At 39.8% G+C, this 20,243-nt stretch carries 19 protein-coding genes; 10 read left to right on the top strand and 9 right to left on the bottom strand.

From position 1 onward, the window contains the following. Nucleotides 1-6: 6 nt before the first annotated feature. Nucleotides 7-1,374 carry a glycosyltransferase gene (locus AC5WOF_RS01640; RefSeq protein ID WP_496048211.1) on the bottom strand — a complete coding sequence of 456 codons (1,368 nt, stop codon included), beginning with the start codon at nt 1,372-1,374 and terminating at the stop codon, nt 7-9. 194 nt (nt 1,375-1,568) lie between these two features. Between AC5WOF_RS01640 and AC5WOF_RS01645 the strand changes: the two genes are divergently transcribed. Both AC5WOF_RS01645 and AC5WOF_RS01650 read left to right on the top strand, forming a co-directional pair. After that, complete coding sequence (locus AC5WOF_RS01645; RefSeq protein ID WP_496048212.1) at nt 1,569-1,949, top strand: hypothetical protein; 381 nt, start codon at nt 1,569-1,571, stop codon at nt 1,947-1,949. A 67-nt stretch (nt 1,950-2,016) separates the two neighbouring features. Then, a complete protein-coding gene (locus AC5WOF_RS01650) occupies nt 2,017-2,610 on the top strand; it encodes an HD domain-containing protein (RefSeq protein WP_496048213.1) in 594 nt (197 codons plus the stop codon). Between the two features lie 30 nt (nt 2,611-2,640). Here AC5WOF_RS01650 and AC5WOF_RS01655 read toward each other — a convergent pair whose 3' ends face one another. Continuing rightward, nucleotides 2,641-3,360, bottom strand: coding sequence for a lysophospholipid acyltransferase family protein (locus AC5WOF_RS01655; protein ID WP_496048214.1), 720 nt, complete (start codon nt 3,358-3,360; stop codon nt 2,641-2,643). Between the two features lie 160 nt (nt 3,361-3,520). Between AC5WOF_RS01655 and ade the strand changes: the two genes are divergently transcribed. Together ade and AC5WOF_RS01665 are read left to right on the top strand one after the other, a co-directional pair. Then, complete coding sequence (gene ade / locus AC5WOF_RS01660) at nt 3,521-5,260, top strand: adenine deaminase (RefSeq protein WP_496048215.1); 1,740 nt, start codon at nt 3,521-3,523, stop codon at nt 5,258-5,260. 130 nt (nt 5,261-5,390) lie between these two features. Continuing rightward, nucleotides 5,391-7,511 carry an NHL repeat-containing protein gene (locus AC5WOF_RS01665; protein WP_496048216.1) on the top strand — a complete coding sequence of 707 codons (2,121 nt, stop codon included), beginning with the start codon at nt 5,391-5,393 and terminating at the stop codon, nt 7,509-7,511. A 49-nt stretch (nt 7,512-7,560) separates the two neighbouring features. On the opposite strand, the gene AC5WOF_RS01670 is transcribed toward AC5WOF_RS01665, so the two are convergent. Genes AC5WOF_RS01670 through AC5WOF_RS01685 form a run of 4 tightly spaced genes read right to left on the bottom strand, consistent with a single transcriptional unit; the run spans nt 7,561 to nt 10,983 of the window. Next, the gene (locus AC5WOF_RS01670) at nt 7,561-8,061 is read right to left on the bottom strand and encodes an NUDIX domain-containing protein (protein WP_496048217.1); all 501 of its coding nucleotides are present in this window, start codon (nt 8,059-8,061) and stop codon (nt 7,561-7,563) included. A gap of 56 nt (nt 8,062-8,117) precedes the next feature. Next, nucleotides 8,118-9,020 (bottom strand): aldo/keto reductase, encoded by a 903-nt coding sequence (locus tag AC5WOF_RS01675; RefSeq protein WP_496048218.1) that lies wholly within the window; start codon nt 9,018-9,020, stop codon nt 8,118-8,120. A gap of 51 nt (nt 9,021-9,071) precedes the next feature. After that, nucleotides 9,072-10,019, bottom strand: coding sequence for a mannose-6-phosphate isomerase, class I (manA, locus tag AC5WOF_RS01680; RefSeq protein ID WP_496048219.1), 948 nt, complete (start codon nt 10,017-10,019; stop codon nt 9,072-9,074). A 34-nt stretch (nt 10,020-10,053) separates the two neighbouring features. Continuing rightward, nucleotides 10,054-10,983 (bottom strand): ROK family protein, encoded by a 930-nt coding sequence (locus AC5WOF_RS01685; RefSeq protein WP_496048220.1) that lies wholly within the window; start codon nt 10,981-10,983, stop codon nt 10,054-10,056. A gap of 165 nt (nt 10,984-11,148) precedes the next feature. On the opposite strand from AC5WOF_RS01685, the gene AC5WOF_RS01690 reads away from it, so the two are divergent. From AC5WOF_RS01690 to AC5WOF_RS01710, 5 genes are read left to right on the top strand one after another with little or no spacing between them, the layout of a single operon-like run. Beyond that, nucleotides 11,149-11,457, top strand: a complete 309-nt coding sequence (locus AC5WOF_RS01690) for a PTS sugar transporter subunit IIB (protein WP_496048221.1) — start codon at nt 11,149-11,151, stop codon at nt 11,455-11,457. Nucleotides 11,458-11,460: 3 nt separating this feature from the next. Next, nucleotides 11,461-11,784: a PTS sugar transporter subunit IIA gene (locus AC5WOF_RS01695; RefSeq protein ID WP_496048222.1), complete on the top strand. Its 324-nt coding sequence runs from the start codon at nt 11,461-11,463 to the stop codon at nt 11,782-11,784. A 12-nt stretch (nt 11,785-11,796) separates the two neighbouring features. Then, nucleotides 11,797-13,119, top strand: a complete 1,323-nt coding sequence (gene celB / locus AC5WOF_RS01700) for a PTS cellobiose transporter subunit IIC (protein WP_496048223.1) — start codon at nt 11,797-11,799, stop codon at nt 13,117-13,119. A gap of 57 nt (nt 13,120-13,176) precedes the next feature. Beyond that, on the top strand, nt 13,177-14,568 hold the full coding sequence (locus AC5WOF_RS01705) for a glycoside hydrolase family 1 protein (RefSeq protein WP_496048224.1): 1,392 nt from the start codon (nt 13,177-13,179) through the stop codon (nt 14,566-14,568). 52 nt (nt 14,569-14,620) lie between these two features. After that, nucleotides 14,621-15,334 (top strand): GntR family transcriptional regulator, encoded by a 714-nt coding sequence (locus AC5WOF_RS01710; RefSeq protein ID WP_496048225.1) that lies wholly within the window; start codon nt 14,621-14,623, stop codon nt 15,332-15,334. Between the two features lie 162 nt (nt 15,335-15,496). Here the strand turns inward: AC5WOF_RS01710 and thrB are convergent, their stop codons facing one another. From thrB to AC5WOF_RS01725, 3 genes are read right to left on the bottom strand one after another with little or no spacing between them, the layout of a single operon-like run. Further along, nucleotides 15,497-16,411, bottom strand: a complete 915-nt coding sequence (thrB, locus tag AC5WOF_RS01715) for a homoserine kinase (protein ID WP_496048226.1) — start codon at nt 16,409-16,411, stop codon at nt 15,497-15,499. 15 nt (nt 16,412-16,426) lie between these two features. Then, complete coding sequence (gene thrC, locus AC5WOF_RS01720; RefSeq protein WP_496048227.1) at nt 16,427-17,500, bottom strand: threonine synthase; 1,074 nt, start codon at nt 17,498-17,500, stop codon at nt 16,427-16,429. Then, nucleotides 17,497-18,798 carry a homoserine dehydrogenase gene (locus AC5WOF_RS01725; RefSeq protein ID WP_496048228.1) on the bottom strand — a complete coding sequence of 434 codons (1,302 nt, stop codon included), beginning with the start codon at nt 18,796-18,798 and terminating at the stop codon, nt 17,497-17,499. The genes thrC and AC5WOF_RS01725 overlap by 4 nt, the downstream gene beginning before the upstream one ends. Before the next feature lie 756 nt (nt 18,799-19,554). On the opposite strand from AC5WOF_RS01725, the gene AC5WOF_RS01730 reads away from it, so the two are divergent. Continuing rightward, nucleotides 19,555-20,223, top strand: a complete 669-nt coding sequence (locus AC5WOF_RS01730; RefSeq protein WP_496048229.1) for a hypothetical protein — start codon at nt 19,555-19,557, stop codon at nt 20,221-20,223. Nucleotides 20,224-20,243: the final 20 nt, after the last annotated feature.

Consider the following 20,243-nt stretch of genomic DNA (forward strand, 5'->3'; position numbering starts at 1 on the left):
ATAGTGTCACCAGCCACCATTCAACCACCAAAGTGCACAGAGAAATCGTTGCAGATCGACGTATTTCTGTGCAGCGATACGCATGTGATGTTCCTCACGCGCCCATTGCTGAATGCGTGTTCGATCCAGCTTCAAGGAGGCCTTAATCGCCTCCACGAAACCTCGTTCATCCCCTTCCTCGATATCAAAACCCCATTCCCCTCGGTGTGGTTGTATGAGTTTCGGTACCGATCCGCGAGCATACGCGACCACTGGAGTTCCAGCAGCCCATGCCTTAAGAAACTCCAAACCTTGGGGTTCATCCCAGTGAACGGGTGCAACAAATGCACGAATACCTGAGAAAAAATCAAGTTCTTGCTGATCATCAAGTCGATCAATATAGATACAAACTGGCGATCCACTTTGAAGCAAGCTTGTGTCAGAACCATTCAGCAGAGCATTGACTCGCCCCTCATTCCACGGATAAAACCCTAGATCAACATCGATCTGCGGGCTAACTTCCCGATTAAAATAAGTTGACGAATCACCTAGTCCTACGACAATGATCGATTGTCCTGTTGCCTTAGCCAGACGAATGGTATCCGCCTGCCCTTTTTCTGGAGCGATATCACCGAGGATACCAACAGCATCAAGCAGCGGACCACGGCGGGAAACAAAGTTCTCCTCTGGGAGTGTACTTGGGATAGTATGCACCACCCATACTTTCCAGTTCTCAGTCCGCTCCGGTTCGCTGACCACAAACGGTATCTTCTTCCAATAATGTTCAAAATAGGTCCTATCGGTTGGACCCACTGGTGGATTAAATGTCAACAGCTCCCCTCGGCTAATGTCAAACATCCATTCCAAGAAATGTTTGAGCACAATGGGCACGACTCCACCGTAATCTTGAAACTGGAAAAGAAGCTCACTCACTGGTGGATCGTAGAAATACCCGAGGTGTCCAGTTACCGTATCCCAGCTTAGTGGACGCTGCTTTCTTGTCTCTTGGCGCAGCCATCGAGAGATGAAATCATGGTGGAGAGCGGAGGCTCCATGAAAATCCCAAGACTCAGGATGTTTCCAAATAGTTGGGATAAGCCCTTCGATCTTGGATGTAGCTGGAGCAAAAATACTAAGACTATGACCCAAAAATCTCAATTCTTGAGCGAGATTATAAACGGCGGTTTCTAGTACCCCACGTTTCCCATACCCATCAGGTTCAATATTGTACCTTGCTCCGGAAATATGCAGCATCCTTAGCGGATGATTCGGATCGGTGACATGAAGAAGCCATTCATCGCTCCTTAGACCCTTGTTCTGCTTTCTCTTTGCCTTCCACCGAGCCATTTCAATGTATTCTTGAGCGGATTGTTCATCATATCGGATGTGATTCACTGAAAACTCCTATCTTGCAGTTGAAGGGGGTGATGACACCATCCTATTTTATTATAATATTCTTCGAAATATTTTTAAATATCGTGCTAGGTGATTACCTTTGTTTTTACAAAAACTATTGAATAACACGTAGATTTGTATCATTATTAAAGGTAGGAGACTGGAAAAAGTGTCGTTTGAAGGAGATAGAAAATATGGTTGTAAAATTAAACGGACTGAGGGTCAATCGTACAGAGTTTATGATTTGGCAATACCAAAATAGTATTACCAAGCGAAAAATCTTACAGACTTGGAGAAGAGACAAGCAAAAATTTCTTCGATCATTGATCTTGGATAAAAACACGAATAACCATACTCCCTCCTATGCCATTCAATTTTACAAAGATTTCAAATCCCTTCTCTACCAATCTTATTCCGAAGAATTTCCAAAAAAAGAACCAAATCTAATCGAATTATGTGACTGGTTTTCCGATAATGCTAGTATTTGTAAATATATCGGTAATGAAAAAGACGAAAAAACATGGTTAGACATCCGAAAATGCGCAAGAATACTAATAGATGGCCAATTACCATAGATGTGCTTTTAAAAAAGAAAATTTCTATTAAGTAGGCTGTCATTCTGCTAGAGAGGAGTTTTCTCTTTTGCATTTATTTGAACAAGCAAGTATACAAGTTCCTGATCTGAATGAGACAAAATTAGCTGACTATATTGACCCTTCTATCCCCCGATTTCATCATATTCTCGGCGTTGTTCGGAATATGAAATCTCTGCTCACCAAATTAAATATTTTGGAAGAATGGAAGCCATTATTGATTCAAGCCTGCTATCTACACGATATTGGCTATAGCCCCAAACTAGATCACTATCACTATCATCAGCTGGACGGTGCTATATTTGCTGCAAGACAAGGATATCCAAAATATATGATAGCGACGATTCTCTTTCATAGTTGTGCGTACGAAGGTGTTCTTTATTCACGCCCGGATATCAGAGAAATTTACGAAGATCATCATTCCTTACTGGACGATAAGGATCAGATGTTTATTGACCTCGTCAGTTATTGTGACCTTCACACATCAGCTAATGGGGAAGATACCAATTTAACACAGAGAGTAAGAAATGTGGTTGAGCGATATGGCGATACACATGAAGTCAGCAAGATTATGTTATCCAATGTTCCTCCTTTCCGACAGATTATCGATCGGGTAACAAAGCTGATTAAAGATAACAAATAACACTTTTTCCATTCAGATAGTGAGCGAATCTTACTTTATCAGAGATTCAGGTTTTAGTTCATCCCACAGTGCTTCGTAGATCATCTGTAATCGTTTGGTATCCCGCTTGATACCATCTTGTTGTGGGTGTTGTTGGATAGGCTTAATAGGGGAACCAAAATGTACATGCCGACGCGGACGACGAAACCATGCTGTCGCTGCCCCAAGAAAACTTTTTACCTTTCCCCCGCTCATGACTTGCCGAGATCCGAGCTGGATCACCGGAATAATCACTGCACTTGTCTGGTTTTGCAGACGAGCTGGACCAGTCTTCCAACTCTTTGGTTTCCTATCCTCGACTCCATCCCATTCCGGTATTCCCCCTTCAAAGTAAATTGCAATGGCACCTCCACTTTTTAAATGATCACAAGCATTTTGCAGCGCATCTTTTGCTTGCGGACTGTCTCTACGAACAGGAATATAGTTACCATAGCGAAAAATCCACCATAAGAGTGGATGTGTCCATAAGCTTGCCTTTGCCATAAATTTTGGGTATAAACCAAGACACATGCTGGCAAATTTTACGGTAGGTGGATCAAAATAACTAGAGTGATTAATAATAAGGATCACTCCCTCTTTTTTGTGACGCATCTCTAAATATGTTTCCAACTCTTCTGAAATCGTAATAACTAGATTTCCACCCATCAAAAAATGGACAATCCAAATAGGCAATTGTTTGATTCCCTTGAACGACTGCTTTATTTCTTTCATGGGAACATCTTCACTCTCTATTTATATTTTATAAGCATCTATCAATACATATTATTACAATGATACGATTTCATATCAAATTTAGAATATACATTTCTAAATGCGTTCGCCCTTTTTCTTCACGATTGAGTTAAAATGACTTAGAAAGGATGGAAGTAAGTTGAAATTATCTCCAGAAAAACTACAAAGAAGAATAGCTGTCGCCAGCAAACGCGAACCGGCAGATTTGGTGATTACAAACGGAAAGATTATCGATGTTTTTAACTTGGATATTATCCATGCCAATATCGCAATCGCAGATGGCTATATTGTTGGTATCGGTAATTACCGAGGAAAGAAAGTCCTTGATGCAAAACAAAAATACATTTGTCCTACTTTTATCGATGCTCATGTACATATTGAGTCTTCTTTAGTTACTCCTCAAGAATTTGCAAAAGTTGTGTTGCCGCATGGAGTTACAACTGTCATTACAGACCCGCATGAGATTGCGAATGTAGTTGGAAACGATGGAATCTCTTTTATGCTCGAAGACTCAGAAGATCTACCCTTGGATATTTACTTGATGCTGCCTTCCAGCGTCCCTGCCACTCCGTTTGAAAATGCTGGTGCCCGCCTAAAAGCAAATGACCTTGAGCCATTTTTTACTCACCCAAGAGTGCTCGGACTTGCCGAAGTCATGGACTTCCCCGCTGTTTTGCATGGGGAAAATCACATGATCAAAAAAATTTCTACTACCTTAAAATATCGAAATCACATCGATGGGCATGCCGCTGGATTGGATCGAGATGCTATCAATGTTTATCGAAGTGCGGGAATTTCAACCGATCACGAGTGTATCTCAGCCGAAGAAGCATTGGAACGAATACAAAGAGGGATGTATGTTTGGATTCGAGAGGGATCAAGTGCAAAAGACCTCACTTCACTCATCCGTATCGTGAATGAAAAAAACTCGAGAAGATTTGCGTTTTGTACCGACGACAAGCATTTAGATGAGTTAATCACAGAAGGCAGTATCGATCACTCTGTTCGCTTAGCTATTCAACATGGGCTAGATCCACTTTTGGCAATACAGCTGGCTACTCTAAACGCTGCTGAGTGTTATGGATTACAGCAAAAAGGAGCGATTGCTCCTGGATATGCAGCAGACTTTTTACTGTTTGATGACCTTATGAACTTGGAAGTACAACAAGTTTTTAAAGCAGGGAAATTGGTAGCAGAAAATGGAAAGATGAACCTATCGATCGATAAACAAAATTCGAGGTCCTCTGTCATTACGAATACGATACATGTTGTAAAAGCTGACAAGCATGATCTACAAATACCTATTAACGGTACAAAAGCAAACATCATTGAACTTCAGCCCAATAGTATTGTTACCAAACACCAAGTGGCAGATGTGACTGTTTCAAATGGCTTTTTTGTACCTTCTGTAAAAATGGATCAATTAAAGATTGCAGTACTCGAACGTCATCATCAAACTGGTAATATTGGATTAGGAATTGTATCTGGACTTGGGATATCAAGTGGAGCGATTGCTTCAACGGTAGCTCATGATTCTCATAACCTCGTCGTAGCGGGTACGAATGATGATGATATGCTGACTGCAATTGAAGAAATCACTCGTCTTCAAGGTGGACTAGTCGCAGTGAAAAACGGTAAAACACTCGCCTCTCTTCCATTGGAAATTGCAGGATTGATGAGTTCTTGTAATTTTACAGATGTGAATAAAAATCTAAAAGAACTTCATCATGCTTTAGATGAGTTACAAGCTCCATCCCATCTAAATCCCTTTTCTATCCTCGCATTTCTCTGTTTACCTGTCATACCAGAGATTAAACTCACTGATATCGGTCTATTTGACGTCATAACGTTTCAACACATTCCAGTGTCTATCACCTAGAAAGAACAGCCAAACCGCTTTTGTAAAAGCGGTTCTTTTCTGTCTAATTATGAAATATTTGCAAAATAAGGGACAGGCTTTGTCCAATTATTGTAAAATAGGGACAATTCCATTAAAAAGAGAGGCTAAAATGAAAAAACAGAAATTACTATCCTTCCTGTTCCTATTTTGCATTTTTTGTTACAGCGTCTTCCCACTTCCTACTTCTCATGCAGCTAACCATACAGGCTTTACGAATTTAGGTGGACAGATCAAAGGTATTACGATTTATGAAGCCGCATTTGGCAAAGACAAAAAAGGAAATGATGTCGTATTTGCTGTGGTAACTGGTGAACCTGCCCAATTTGCCGTAGTTGATCTCAAAACAAGAAAACTTCTCAAACTTCTCCCATTGGAATCAGCAACTGGCGCTTGGGCTATAACGGTAGCAACAGATGGGAAAGTTTGGGTTGGAAGTTATCGCAATGGACATGTTTATTGCTATGATCCAAAAACGGAGGAACTAAAAGATCTTGGTCGTTCACCAGCAGACAGTGATGTGTTATTTGGACTAAGCAATGGACCGGATGGTTCAGTCTATGGCGGTTCTTATGGAAAAGCAAAGATTTTTGGATATACCAAAGATGGCAAGCCCTTGTCGTTCGATTCGGTATCGCCAGGAGATACATATGCCCAAGATACGGTATATAATCCAGACAAAAAAGTTCTTTATATTGGAATTGGATCATCCAAAGCAAAAGTGATTCAGCTGGATATAAATACAAAAGTTACGAAACAAATCTTACCGAGCAAATATCAAACACAATCGGAAGCATATGATCTGAACTATATCTCAGGTAAGTTGTTCGTGAAGTTACATTCGGCATTCCAAACCATCGTTTTAAATCCAGAAACAGAAGAAGTAGATACCTTGACAGACCTTACCACCAAGCAAAAAACCGATTCTTTTCCCAGTGATTCTCGCGGAGTCTCTCCACTAGCACCTGATGGACGTTCTGTTTACTATACTAATAAAGGGTTCTTACTACGGTATGATATGAAGAGTAAATCATATGCTCCTGTAGTCGATAATAAGAAAAAACCGATTGACCTCCAAAAAAATCCAGTAATTGGCTGGACGTGGGTGGAATTTAAAGAAAAAAATTATCCAGGAAAAACATTGGTAGGTCTAGCTGGAAATTATGAGGGAAAAGCATTTCGTTACAACCCCCAGACTCATGCTTACGAATATTTTCAGCTACCCTTTCCACCTCAGCCGATTGATTTGTTTAATGTGATTGCAGATTCAAAAGATAAAATCTATACAAATGCTTACTTAAATGGACGAATCAGCACGTATCAGACAAAAAATAATATCGTGAAAGAAATAGGACGATTGGGACAAGTAGAAGGATGGACATGGTATAACGGTAAACTATATGCTGGAACTTATCCAGATGGCAAACTCCTTGTCTATGATCCTAATAAACCTTGGAAAGACGAAGAAAATCCAAAACTGCTGTTTAAGTTGAGACAAGGGTATGAACAAAATCGCCCGCTGGCAGTAATCGCGGATAAAACGAATATTTATATGGGAACTACACCGGACTACGGAAAATATGGCGGTGCCCTAACGGTCGTAAACCCAAAAAAACCTGAAACTCCAGTAGTGTACCGAAATATTGTAACGGATCAATCGATCGCATCCCTAACCACTTATAAAGGAATAATTTGGGGAGGATCAAGCATTGAAGGCGGTGGTGGTACCACGCCAAAAGCGACAGAAGCCAAATTATTTTGTTTTGATCCTAAAACGAAGAAGAAAACAGGAGAATACTCCCCACTGCTTCTTAAAACCGTAAAAAAAATCACTGCCCTGACCATAGGAGAAGATGGGAACATTTGGGGAATTGCTGACGGCTATATTTTTGCCTTCAACCCTTTATTAAAAATATCTATATTCCAGCAGCAAGTAGTTGAAAATGGAATTGGACAAGGTGCCGGCATCCAAATGCACCCAAATCATCACATGTATGCCGTTACTGATGGACTGTTATTCTCCATTAATCCTCTGTTAAGGTATGTCAGATATATACCATATTCAGCAGGATTATATCGATTGGCCATTCAAGGCAACAATCTCTACATGAAAGACGGAACTGCTGTCACTACAGGAAAAAACCTGATTCGTTATCTACCAGATGACTCAGATGCAATTAAGATGGAAAGTCCGATAAAATCAAAAGTCAAATATCGTTTTAATGACTTCTAAACAACTAATGAAACAGCCCTTCTATTTTCATTTTCAGAAGGGCTGTTCCTTATTTGTTCCAAACGCTCCATACATATTGAATAAATCCTATACGCGATTGAAGATTAGGTAAAGTTTTTATTTGTTCATAAGAAAAGAAATCTCTGCCTTTTGTTTCCTTATCACTGATAAAATTACATATTTCCTTAACTTCTGCATGATAGTGAACTTGATAACTCATCGGATATGGATATCGGTACCCTTCAGGTTTTGGGGCAAATATCTCCATCTGCTGATAACCGATAAGAGCAGGTTTCTCCACTATCACTTTTGTTTCTTCATATACTTCTCTCGCCAATGTCTCTTCTAGACTTTCCTCAGCTTCTATATGCCCACCTGGCAAATCCCATCCACGATACAAGTTAGCTAATAGAATTCGCTGCTTATAGGTGATGATCCCAAAAACAGTTGTTATCTCATTTTTAGGTGGTAAGTCGGAAGAAAGAATTTCGGATACCCTATTTGGTTGAGGTAACCATGACAGATTTGAATAATTCTGCAAAATTTTCATTTCCCACTTCCTTTCTTGTCGATTAGACAGTGAGATTGTTGACAACGTCTAACTATTTAAGGTACTTCGTGTCCCATGGAAGCCTGTAAGACGCTAAACCATTGATCACGGTTAAGTGATAACTGTGTGGCATGGATAGCTGTTTGAATTCTTTGCCGTTTCCCTGATCCAACAATGGGCATAATGTTTGCAGGATGAGCTAAAAGCCAAGCATAAAGCACTTCATCTATCCCTTGTGCCCCTATCTCCTCCTGAATGGAAATCAATGCATGTCGAAGTCGGACTGCTTTTTCTTCTTGAGAAGTAAAAATATCTCCGCCAGATAGAGGCGACCATGCCATTGGAGGGATTCTGTGTTGCATACACAGTTGTAAGGTTCCATCTTCTATATTTTCTAACTGATAAGCAGAAAGCTCCAATTGATTGGTGACAAGCGGTTGTTTCACATAAGAAGTAAGCAGCTCAAAATGATCTCGTTTAAAATTGGATACACCAAAATAAAGCACTTTTCCTTGTTCATGTAATATTTGAAACGCTTCAGCTACCTGCTCTGGGTCCATAAAAGAATCAGGACGATGAATGAGCAGAACATCGATATAATCCGTCCGTAGATTTTGCAGTGATTGTTCTACTGAGTAAATAATATGTTCCTTACTTGTATTATAATGGTGGGTTTTATTTTGTGGTCTTCGCTCAGAAGGCAATACAATCCCACATTTTGTGACCAATTGCATTTGTGAGCGCAGGTGAGGCTTTTGGGCTAAAGCATCACCGAATAACTTCTCACAAGTGTAACTGCCATATATATCTGCATGATCAAAGGTTGTAATTCCATTATCCAAGCAGTATTGGATCAAATCTAATGTTTCTTCTTTCGTTTGTTTCCAATCCGCTAAGCGCCATAAGCCGTATATAATTCGGGAAAAAGATAAATCTGTTGCCAATTTGACTCTTTGCATGAATCAAGCGCCTCAATTCTTGGAATGTCTCCATTTACAGTATAAACATTATTATTTATAAGAAACAATTATTTCTATCTTTCCATCTAGAGAAAAATTTCCTAAACCAGACGGCAGAAGAACAAAATCTCCCTTATGAAGAAAGTAGTTCTCCTCTCTCGTAATAAGTATCCCTTGTCCATCGATAACGGTAAGCAAAAGAAAATTTTTTTCTTGAACAAAAGAGGTGTATTTTTGGATACTCCATTTCTGTACAGAAAAAAAAGAAGTCTCTAAGTATGTTGTAATTGTGGTGTTGCCTTTTACTATGGTGCTTGGACGAATTTGTATCTGTTGGTGGGGAAAATGAGTGACTTCCATCGCTTGCTTTTGATGTAGTTCCCGTTTATTACCATTTTCATCCAATCGATCAAAGTCATATACGCGATAAGTAATATCTGAACTTTGTTGGGTTTCAAGAATCACACTCCCAGCCCCCAATGCATGAATGGTGCCACTTGGTACATAGAAAAAATCACCAGGATGAATTTTTCTTCTTTGTAGCAAAGAATCCCATTCCCCTGATTGCATCAAGATTTGAAATTCTTCTTTTGTTCTCGCTTGATGACCATAAATAATTTCTGCACCCATTCGGCAATCGATCACATACCAACATTCTGTTTTACCAAATCCCCCTTCTGATTTTTTCGCATAATCATCATCTGGATGCACTTGAACAGACAAATCCATTCGCGCATCTAAAATTTTTATCATCAACGGAAAGGAATCTTCCTCTACTTGACCAAACAACTCACGATACTCAGTCCATAACTCCCCTAATAATTTCCCTTGATAGATTCCATTTTTCACCATACTTTGTCCATGTGGATGTGCGGAAATCCCCCAACATTCTCCAAACTGATCTCCTTGTATCTCATATGAAAATGCATCTCTTAGAATAGTTCCACCCCAAATTCGCTCTTTGAACACTGGCTGAAAATATAGTGGATAGGCTTTCATGATGTTTCCTCCTAGTTGTTTCACCCTTACTGTTTTAAGTGTTTTGATTAAGGTCAGCAGAATTCAAGAAGTCGTAGATACCTGTCAACAAAGCTGCTCCAATCATTCCTGATTTTGATTCCAACTGTGCAAAAGTAATATCTGTTTTCTCCTTTAATTGTGGGTACACCAACTGATTCGTGCTCATAATAAGCTGTGATAAGTGTTTTTTGTAAGATTGCATTACTCCTCCACCTAAAATAATTTGATGAGGATTAATAAGGTGAATTATATTTGCAATGCCAATCGCTAAATATTTCATGTTATCTTGGATTATCATTAAAGCGGTTTCATTTCCTTGTTCAGCTAATTGAAAAATATGTCTCGCCCCTACATCTTTGCCCAGTAGCCTCTTTCCTTGTTTGACTATCGCTGTTCCACTAGCTAACAACTCAAAACTACCTGCATTTAATTGACCCGCTGCCTCCCCTCCTGAAGCAATGATCATGTTTCCTACTTCTCCAGCACAAGTCATTGCTCCATGAACCACTTGTCGATTTAATATATAGCCACCACCAATACCTGTACTAACAGTAAGATAAAATACAGAATCCACCCCACGTCCAGCCCCCAGATATGCTTCTGCTAATGCAGCGACATTTGCATCATTATCCAAGTAAACAGGAATACCGAAAGCTTGATAGATTCGATCAGAAAGGGCGATCTGATTCCACCCTGGCAGGTTTGGAGGAAGATGGACAATGCCATTATGCAGAGGTCCTGGGGAACCAATCCCTATACCAACAACAGATTTTGTTAATAATAAGTGGGAAATAAGTTTTACCATCTTGTTTATGACATGATCTGGACCCTTTTCGGCTTCCGTAGGAGCGGAATTTTCTTCTATGATATTTCCATTTTGATCAACAATAGCTCCTCTTAGTTGCGTTCCGCCTAGATCAATACCAATTGCATAATCGGACATAAGAAATACTCCTCCTTGCAATTAATTTTTTAAGATAATAAGCATCGCTTCTTCATTTCAATAACAATATAATATATTTTTATAATAAAAGTATATACTTTTAAATGTAAAGTATATATAATTAGATCAAATAATGAAAGCGCTTTAAAAAAGGAGTGGTTACAAATGAAAAAGATATTACTTGCTTGTAGTTCTGGAATGTCCACTAGTATCTTGGTGGCAAAGATGCGGGAATATGCTAAATCAATTGGAATGGAAGCAGAAATTTGGGCAGTTGGACAAGATCAAGCAGAAGCAGAAATGGAAAAAGCTGATGTGGTATTAATTGGACCACAGATGCGATTCTTAAAAGATTCCCTTGGAGCTACAGCTGCTTCCCATGGTATTCCACTGGATGTGATCGACATGATGGCATATGGTTTAGCTGATGGAAAAGCAGCACTGGAACAAGCAATTCAATTAATGGAGGAATAAGCGATGGATACCTTTGCAGCAGCACAATCAATTGAAGTGACAGCCATGCAAATGATATTGCATAGCGGAAATGCAAGAAGCAACTTAATCATGGCACTTAGAGAATGCAAAGAACTTCATTATGAAAAAAGTAAAGAATTGCTTGCAGAAGCAGAACAAATGTTAGCTGAGGCAAATAAAACACATGGACACCTTATACAAAAAGAAGCAGCGGGAGAGGGAACCGACTTTTCTTTATTACTCATGCATGCAGAAGATCATTTGATGTCGACTGTTACGATGAAAGAAATGATCAAGGAGTTAATTCACATATTTGAGAGTAGATAAGGATGTGGGGAAATGAACGCAGTAATGAATTGGATGAATCGATTTTTATTGCCGATCGCAGGAAAATTAAATAACAACCGTTATCTTACTGTTCTTCGTAATGCCTTTTTGCTCAGTTTACCATTGACGATCTTTGGTTCTATAGCTGTCGTCATAGCAAATCTACCTTTCCTGAAAAATGTTATCGGTGATAAAGGAATAGCTGGACTGCAAAGCCTGCTTGGCCCAGCATCTCAGGCGACCATGAGCATCATGACGCTCTTTGTCGTATTTGGAATAGGGTATTATTTATCCAAATCATACAATGTAGAAGCAGTATTTGGAGCCGTTGTCGCAGTTGCTTCATTTTTAATTGTCACTCCTTTTACGACTACTTTGGAAAATAAGCAAGTCGTGGATAGTGTGATCCCACTCGATCGATTAGGGGCGAAGGGAATGTTTGTCGGTATGCTGGTAGGATTTCTGGCAACCGAAATTTACCGCAGGCTCGTCCAAAAAAATTGGGTGATTAAAATGCCGCAAGGCGTACCGGAAGCAGTATCCAAGTCTTTTGCATCCTTAATACCAGCAGTTGTCACATTAAGTGTTTTTCTGATTGTCAATATCATCTTTGAATTAACTCCTTATCACAACATTCATGACTTTATTTATACACTTGTTCAGGCGCCACTGGTAGGTTTAGGAGGCAGTTTACCTGCTACTTTGATCGCAATCTTCTTCATTCAGATTCTATGGTTCTTTGGGCTACACGGACAAATTATCGTTAACTCAGTGATGGACCCTATTTGGAATACACTTGCATTAGAAAATTTAGATAAATTTAGTCATGGTCAAGCAGCGTCCAATGTCATAACAAAATCTTTTATGGATATTTTTACCGTTGGAATGGGCGGAACAGGTATGACATTGGCTGTTATCGTCTCGATTCTAATTTTTGCCAAAAGTAAACAAATGCGACAAGTAGCAAAAGTTGGAGTTGGACCAGGTATTTTCAACGTAAATGAACCGATCATTTTCGGGTTGCCGATTGTCATGAATCCCTTGATTCTCGTACCATGGTTTCTTGCACCAATGGTAGTAGTGACAGTAACATATTTCGCTATGAGTACAGGCCTTGTCCCATTAACTACAGGTGTAACCGTTCCTTGGACAGTACCAATTGTCATTAGCGGTTACTTAGCTACTAACTCGATAGCAGGAAGTATTTTACAAATTATTAACTTTGCCATCGTAATGATCATTTGGATTCCATTCCTACTCTTTATCGACCGAATGAATAATAAAAAAGAAAAAGATGCTATCGAAAATGTAGTAGAGATAAATAACAAGAAATAAACAAGAAAGAGGAATCTATATTCCTCTTTCCTGCTTTACAGCTAGGGGGAGCAATGGATGTCAAAATTAACTTTTCCAAAAGACTTTTGGTGGGGATCAGCTGCGTCTGCCACACAAACTGAAGGAGCACAATATGAAGGTGGCAAAGGAAAAAACATCTGGGATCACTGGTATGAACAAGAACCTTGGCGTTTTTTTAACCACGTGGGACCTGATGTCACTTCCGACTTTTATCACCTTTATCAAGAAGATATCGCTTTAATGAAAGAACTAGGACATAATTCCTTTCGCCTTTCGATCTCTTGGTCCCGTTTATTTCCGAAAGGCATAGGTAAAATCAATCAAGAAGCCGTTTCTTTTTATAAAGATGTTATCGCAACACTCCATAAACATGATTTGGAACCCTTTGTTGGGCTCTTCCATTTCGATATGCCTTGGGAAATGCAAAAGATCGGAGGTTGGGAGAATCGGCAAGTAGTAGACGCCTATGTAGAATATGCCAAGACTTGTTTTAGGTTGTTTGGGGATCAAGTAAAAAAATGGTTCACGCATAATGAACCCATTGTTCCTGTGGAAGGAGGTTATTTGTACGACTTTCACTATCCAAACGTAGTGGACTTCAAACGGGCTGTACAAGTTGCCTATCATTCGATTTTATCTAATGCTTTAGCTATTCGCGCTTACCGTGAATCGAGGCAAAATGGGAAGATTGGGATTGTGTTAAATTTAACTCCATCTTATCCTCGTAGCCAACATCCTGCTGATCGAAGGGCGGCTCATCTTGCTGATCTGCTATTTAATCGCTCTTTCCTCGATCCAGCAGTAAAAGGTGAGTTTCCAGAGGACTTGGTACAATTGCTGACAGAGTACGATTTTTTGCCTGAAACAACGGTAGAAGACATCAACACGATAAAAAAATATACGATTGATTTATTAGGTGTCAACTACTACCAACCACGCCGAGTAAAAGCAAAAGAAACCCTATCTAACCCAAAAGCACCTTTTTTACCAGAACATCTATTTGATTACTATGTGATGCCAGGAAGAAAACTAAATGTGCATCGTGGTTGGGAGATTTATGAAAAAGGCATTTATGATATTTTGATTAATCTGCGTGATAACTATGGTAATATTGAATGTTTTATCTCCGAAAATGGAATGGGAGTAGAAAACGAAGAGAGATTCCTTCAGGACGGCATGATTCAAGATGATTATCGTATTTCTTTTATTAAAGATCATCTTACATGGGTGCACAAAGCATTAGAAGAAGGTTCCAATGTGAAAGGGTATCATTTGTGGACCTTTATGGATAATTGGTCTTGGGCAAACGCTTATAAAAACCGCTATGGGTTTGTATCTGTCGATCTAGATAATGGCAGAAAGCGTACGATCAAAAAGAGCGGGTATTGGTTTAAAAATGTCATTTTTGAAAATGGCTTTGAAAGATAATTAAGGATATACTTTTAAGTAATAAGCACGTCTGAAATATTGGTGATAACAAATGAAAAAGTTCCAACAAATAGCGGATGAATTACGCAATCGTATTCAACAAAAAGTGTACGATCCCATGCGACCGTTACCAGATGAAATGACTCTTTGCCAAGAATTTGATTGTAGTCGAATGACGATAAAAAAATCAATGGATGTCTTGGTTCGAGAAGGCCTTGTCTTTCGTAAACGAGGCCACGGCACATTTATTATTCAATCTTCTTTAAATAAGAGCCTTGCCATCATCAACAGCCAAAGCGTCAAAGGATTAACTCGATCTGTTGGCTCACAAAAAGTAGAAAGTCATCTGATCGAATTTAAAGTCGAAATGGCTAGTCCCCTTATCGCATCACGATTAAATATTGATAGTGTCAGTCCTATCTATAAGATCATTCGATTACGATCAGTTGAAGGGGAACCATATGTAATAGAAAAAACATATATGCCAACGTCTGTCATCACCAGTTTAGATGAATCAGTTCTGTATGCTTCTGTCTATCGTTATATCGAAGAGGAGCTACTACTTAAAATCAAAAGCGCTCATAAAATTATCCGTGCTACAAAGCCAAATGAAATGGATAAAAAGTATCTTCATTGCCAAGACAATGATCCTGTATTGGAAGTTGAACAAATTGCATTTCTGGATAATGGAACCATATTTGAGTACTCTTTTTCTCGACATCGCTATGATAAATTTGAATTTCACTCCTTCTCTGTACAGAAATAATTTCTCAACAACCCTTTCAAATGAGAGGGTTTCCTTTCTTTTTGTAAAAAATACAAAGTTTATCACATCTTCCATTATGCTCGTTGAAAACCCGTGGTCTAAAACTAAATTATTTTTACCAAGAACGCCATTATGAATAAAAAACCAACCTTTGGTTGGTTTTTAAGATACTTGCACACCATTTGTATCAGGAACAAGATCGAGCAACTGATAACTGACTTTATGTTCATCCATCACCTTCGCTAAAAAGCGTGACAGTGTCTCTCGCTGTTCATCGTTTTCATAAAAACAGAGACTGGTAGGTCCTGCGCCGCTGAGGGCTGCACCGAGCGCTCCATGGGAGACCGCATCGGTTAATATTTCTGATAAACCAGGGATAAGACTTGCTCGATAAGATTGATGGATTTTATCTTGCATCGCTTCTGCTAATAAATCCAAACGATTTTGCGCTAAAGCAGCAACGAGCAAGCTGCTGTGTCCAAGGGTAAAGACAACATCTTTTTTCTCATAACTGGCAGGTAATGCAGACCTCGCCTTATCTGTCGATAGCCAAAAATCAGGAATAACAGCCAAAACACGCAAGGAGTCTGGTACTGGCAAACAGACATAAGGTACTTCCCGTTCTTCTTTCGGCATGGAAGAAACAATAATTCCACCAAAGAAAGAGGCTCCTACATTGTCAGGATGCCCTTCTATTCGAGCTGACATCGAGAATAGTTGATCCATCGTGTATGGTTTACCTGCTAAAATATTAGCAGCAACTAGTGCTCCCACCACCGCTGCTGCACTGCTTCCCAAACCGCGGGTAAGTGGAATCTCAGAACTGACTTCGATTGAAAGTTCTGGCACTGCTCTATCTAAAGATTGAAAGAAATGTGCTGCAACTTGGTAGAGCAGATTGGATTTATCCTTTGGCAGTGCTGCTAAATGATCACCTAAAACTGTAATTACCGTCTCAGATGCAATTTCCATGCGAATCACTGTGTATAGTTGAAATGCCATGCCAATCGCATCAAATCCTGGCCCCAAATTTGCTGTACTCGCTGGAACCTTTACCGTTACTCCCTGTTGATTCATTCTTTGAAACCCTTTCTATTTTGAAATCAACGACATGACTGCTTCTCTTGTTGCTGGTACGGTTTCGGGTTGCTCATCGATGGTACTCAGCGCGATATTAGGATCTTTTAATCCATTACCAGTCAGCACACAAACAACAGTTGCACCTTCCGCTATGTTACCTGCTTTTCGCTGTTTGATCACTCCAGCGATCGATGCAGCAGAAGCAGGTTCACAGAATACCCCCTCTGTACGTGCTAATCTTTGATATGCTGCTAAAATCTCTTCGTCTGTTACCGCATCGATATGCCCATTGGATTCTGCTAGTGCACGGGTTGCCCCATCTTTGCTCGCTGGATTTCCAATACGAATCGCTGTAGCGACTGTTTCTGGATTTGGTACAGGTTTTCCATATACCAATGGAGCAGCTCCATCAGCTTGGAATCCAAACATGCGTGGCAACTGGTCACTTTTACCTGCTTGTTTGTACTCCTTAAACCCTTTCCAATAAGCAGTGATATTACCAGCATTTCCAACGGGAATTGCCAATATATCGGGAGCTGTACCTAATACATCGACGATCTCAAATGCAGAAGTCTTCTGCCCTTCGATCCGATAAGGATTGACGGAGTTGACCAACGTGATCGGTTCTTGTGCAGTGATTTCACGAACAATATCCAAGGCTTCGTCAAAGTTGCCATCAATCGCAATCACTTCTGCTCCATAGATGATCGCTTGCGCTAGTTTACCAAGTGCGATGTTCCCACTTGGGATCAAAACAATACAGCGGAGACCAGCACGTGCAGCATAAGCCGCAGCCGCAGCTGATGTATTTCCAGTTGAAGCACACATGATAGTTTTGCTGCCTTCTTCTATTGCTTTTGCGACAGCCATCACCATCCCACGATCTTTGAACGACCCAGTAGGATTTAATCCTTCATATTTTACATATAAGTTTATCCCTAATTCTGCTGACAATGCTGGAGCATGAATTAGTGGAGTATCTCCTTCATGCAAAGTAAGTTTTGGTGTATTTTCTGTTACAGGCAAAAATTCACGATAGCGCTCGATTATTCCAAATCGCTGTTTATTCGTAGTAGACGTACTCATTTTTTCGCTTCTCCCTCCAGACGGTAACAGCTTTTCACTTGATGAATCATTTTGGTAGAATCCATTTTCTCCATGACTTGATCCATATCTGCTTTGGATGAGCTATGAGTTACTAAAATAATCTCCGCTTGTCCACCATTATAAGGTTGTTGGATTATCTGCTTAAAGGAGATGTTATGATTGGAGAAAAGCTGAGTTATGTTTGCTAACACTCCACGTTGATCCTCTACTATCATCCGTAGGAAATATTTCGAATATTTGTCCTCATCCGATTTGAGCTGTTTCTCCACATAGGGGGCTACAACTCCTAGACCATTTGTCCCTAGTTTCATGTTTTTCACAACCGTGACAAGATCTGAAACAACAGAGGTAGCAGTTGGCAGTTCCCCTGCTCCAGGGCCATAGAACATCGTTTCTCCTACTGCATCACCATAAATATAGACAGCATTAAAAACATCGTTTACCGAAGCAAGCGGATGTGATTTGTGAATCATTGTCGGTTGTACACTTACTTCGATCTTATTGTTCGAGCGTTCTGCAATGCCTAGTAGTTTGAGCTCATAGCCAAGAGATTTACCATAGGAAATATCTTCCTTGGTCACACTGCTTATACCTCGAACATCCACTTCATCCAATTTCATCGCCACTCGAAAACCAAGTGTAGAAAGAATAGCCATCTTACGGGCTGCATCATGTCCTTCCACATCTGCTGTCGGATCTGACTCCGCATAACCAAGAGCTTGAGCCTCTGCGAGCACTTCGTCGTAGTCCATTCCTTCTTTACTCATTTTACTGAGCATATAGTTGGTTGTACCATTGACAATGCCCATCATCTTATAAATACGATCAGAAGAAAGCCCTTCTACCAGTGCCCTTAAGATTGGGATTCCACCTGCAACACTTGCTTCATAGAACACATCACAACCATTAACTTGAGCAGTTGACAGAATTTGGGCACCATGCAATGCCATCAAATCTTTGTTTGCTGTGATGACATGTTTTTTCTGATCTAAAGCCGTTAAAATATATGCCTTTGTTTGCTCAATGCCACCCATTACTTCCACTATTACATCAATTTCATTATCGTAAAGGATATCCTCAATTTTTGTTGTCAACATATTTGTAGGAGTAGAAATGTCTCTTTCCTTATGTATATCCTTAACAAATATACGATGAATCTCGATATGCAAGCCTGTTTGTTTCCAAAGGTCTTCTTGATGAGCTTGAATAATTCGATAAACACCCGTTCCAACAGTTCCAAAACCCAACAAGCCAACCTTTACTAATTTCTTTTCCATTTCTATCCTCCTATAACAAATATAAAAAGACGCTCCTGAAAATTCTATCAAGGAGCGAATTTTATTCCTATTATTATAGCAGGATAGAGGGATTTCAACCATCTTTTTTCTTCTATAGGAAAAATGTGCTTTTTTTCGGAAGAAATCAACTCATCTCTTTCATATAAACAATAAAAACAACGAAGTAATGCATTTTCATTATAAGATCAAATAATGAATTAGGATAGTTTTACAATTTATTTTTTATCACTTCACTTAGAAGAGTATACTACCTAAAACAGCTGAATATTGGTGGTTTTCGCTTTGTATATATTTTGAATACTATTGAAATCAGTATATTTCTATGATTAAATACATTTAGTTCCTGTTTTGGTTTGATTTTTGGTCGAGCGCTGCTCCCAAATAGGCTGAATCCTTTGGATTCCCACCAAATCAGGCTACAAGCAAACAGGCGCCTTGCGGATACGCTTGTAGCAATTGCTTCGATCGTGTGTTGGCTGCATATGTGCACCCGCGCGATCAGTCATCATCAAGCACCCTCGTTGGATGAGTGATGGCACTGGTAGTACAAGCTTAGTTGTTTTATTGTTTTACACTTTATGTTCACAATCTTGTGAACACTGCAACACCCTAATGATGTGGATAGTGGGTACGACAAACGAATACGTGTGGGCGCATGAGAGATCCATTTTTTGTCAGGTGATGACACTGTCGCTTTGTTTTATGGACAAAAAATCATCTGAGGAGAGATTTATAATGGATAATAAAAAACTTTCATGTGTGGAGCAATCTGAATTACCTCTGACAAAGAGCATCGATGCGGAGCAAGTGCAACAAGTCGTTGCTCGTGTAATACCGGAAACTGTCGATCAGCAGCAGGTCATCGTCCAAGTCATTATCCAGCAAGGAATGGATAAAGAGACAGTGACACAGCTGTTACAGCAACAACGGCAGGAGATCAAACAGGACTTCCAAGAAATCATAGGTCAAATCGAGGCGCGCGAAGTGAAACGAGATGAGCGGCTTCACAAACGAGTGGATTTTATTCGCTCTGCGGTGATGTTTCTCAAACGGCATATGGTCAAAATCTCGTTAAGCGTAGCTGGTGTATCTACGAGTGCTTGGGTGATTTTTTCTCGTGATGTACTGTTAGATCTATCAAAAGAGGTAATCAAGATTGTTGTGGAGAAAAAACTCGCAGCAATTGCAACGGGAATACAGCTGGGTCTAAGCAGTATCATCGACCCAGCAGCACCTATAATGGTGCCCGTGTTGTCGGTGCTTTTGCCAGAGTTCGAACTCCATAGAAAAACAGCTACCGCATTGCTGCAAGTAGCTGCCTTATTCCTAAACCACACGGTATTCGGTTGGACGCCAGTCCGTCGTGGTTTAGCGTTTATCAGAAGCATATTTGCTTCTAAGTAAACCTGACAGAGGATCGAAGC

The sequence above is a fragment of the Shimazuella sp. NTD250 genome (assembly GCF_059510375.1).